Source organism: Pseudomonas sp. P20 (assembly GCF_016463925.1).
Lineage (GTDB): Bacteria > Pseudomonadota > Gammaproteobacteria > Pseudomonadales > Pseudomonadaceae > Pseudomonas > Pseudomonas aeruginosa.
In genome coordinates this window covers 1-1039 of sequence record NZ_JAEMVM010000053.1, presented here as the reverse complement: position 1 = coordinate 1039, position 1039 = coordinate 1, and the positions used below count along the sequence as shown (strand labels likewise).

Below are 1039 nucleotides of genomic sequence, written 5' to 3'. Positions count from 1 at the left end.
TAAATCTGTCCCCTTTATGCTTATGAAATTTTAAATTAACTTTAGATCTCGAAGCTTTCTCTCCGTTATAAACTCCAAACCGCCGACTTCTACTTTTGAGCCGTCCGAGTATTGCGAGTGCCCACACACATTGCATTGATAAGCCACTAGGTTATTATACTTCCCTATAAAGACATGCATCCCTTCAGAATTACAATTAGGACATTTTTTATCAACCTCTACAGTTATCAAAGCCTCAATAACATCTCTTAAAAATTGCGCAATATAGTCCACATCCTTAGCCTGATATTTGAAAGTAAATTTCTTAAAATTCTCTAACTCGGATGATGAAAAATTTGAAAAGTTAACAGGCATCTCCTCTCCACTTAGACCCAGGAACTCCTCAAACCCATAAACAGCAAATGAGCCAGACAGGAAAAATTTTCTATTCCTTTTTATCCAATTTAGAATTAAATCAAGAACTTCTTTTGGAGAAGCCTCAGCGCTCAGCAGTCTTACAGCTGATTGAAAGCCAGTCCATACACGTATTGGAAGATAGCTCAATTAATCCACCGCCTTGATTGGGAAGGTTGTGATCAAATTACCAGCTCTGTCAGTAAATATTTTTAATACCGAGGTGGGCACTCCTCCATCCTTTAAATTGGTAGTGCCAATTACTTTACCTACATCAACGGTCCTCACGAATTGCCCATCAGGCAATGCCATAACTGGTGACTTAACAACAGGGCTGCTCTGAAGTACATCCTTCAGTTCACTCGGAGTGATAGTGAACACAGAAAAAAGGGGACAGATTTATTTTCCCTACTCTAATCTCGGCCGCCCTTGCCCACGCCGCTCTATTCTCACCCCGGCTACCCGCTCGATCTCGTCCACGAACCGTTGATTGCCCGTCAGTTGTCCACGCTGAACCGCCTCGCGAATCAGCCTCAATTCCTCGGCCGGTATCGCCTCTTTCATGAACGTTACGTATCGCCGATATCTCTCTTCGGCCGTCTGACCTAGCTCAATGAAGCAGGAATCCATATCCAACCAGTTTGGC

The 1039-nt window shown here is 43.0% G+C and carries 1 protein-coding gene and 1 pseudogene; both read right to left on the bottom strand.

What is annotated here, in order from left to right:
- Window positions 1-30: 30 nt before the first annotated feature.
- Window positions 31-543 carry a hypothetical protein gene (locus JHD77_RS30495; RefSeq protein WP_071557675.1) on the bottom strand — a complete coding sequence of 171 codons (513 nt, stop codon included), beginning with the start codon at window positions 541-543 and terminating at the stop codon, window positions 31-33.
- A 258-nt stretch (window positions 544-801) separates the two neighbouring features.
- Window positions 802-1039 (bottom strand): annotated as a pseudogene (locus JHD77_RS30490) (transposase); the annotation flags it as partial.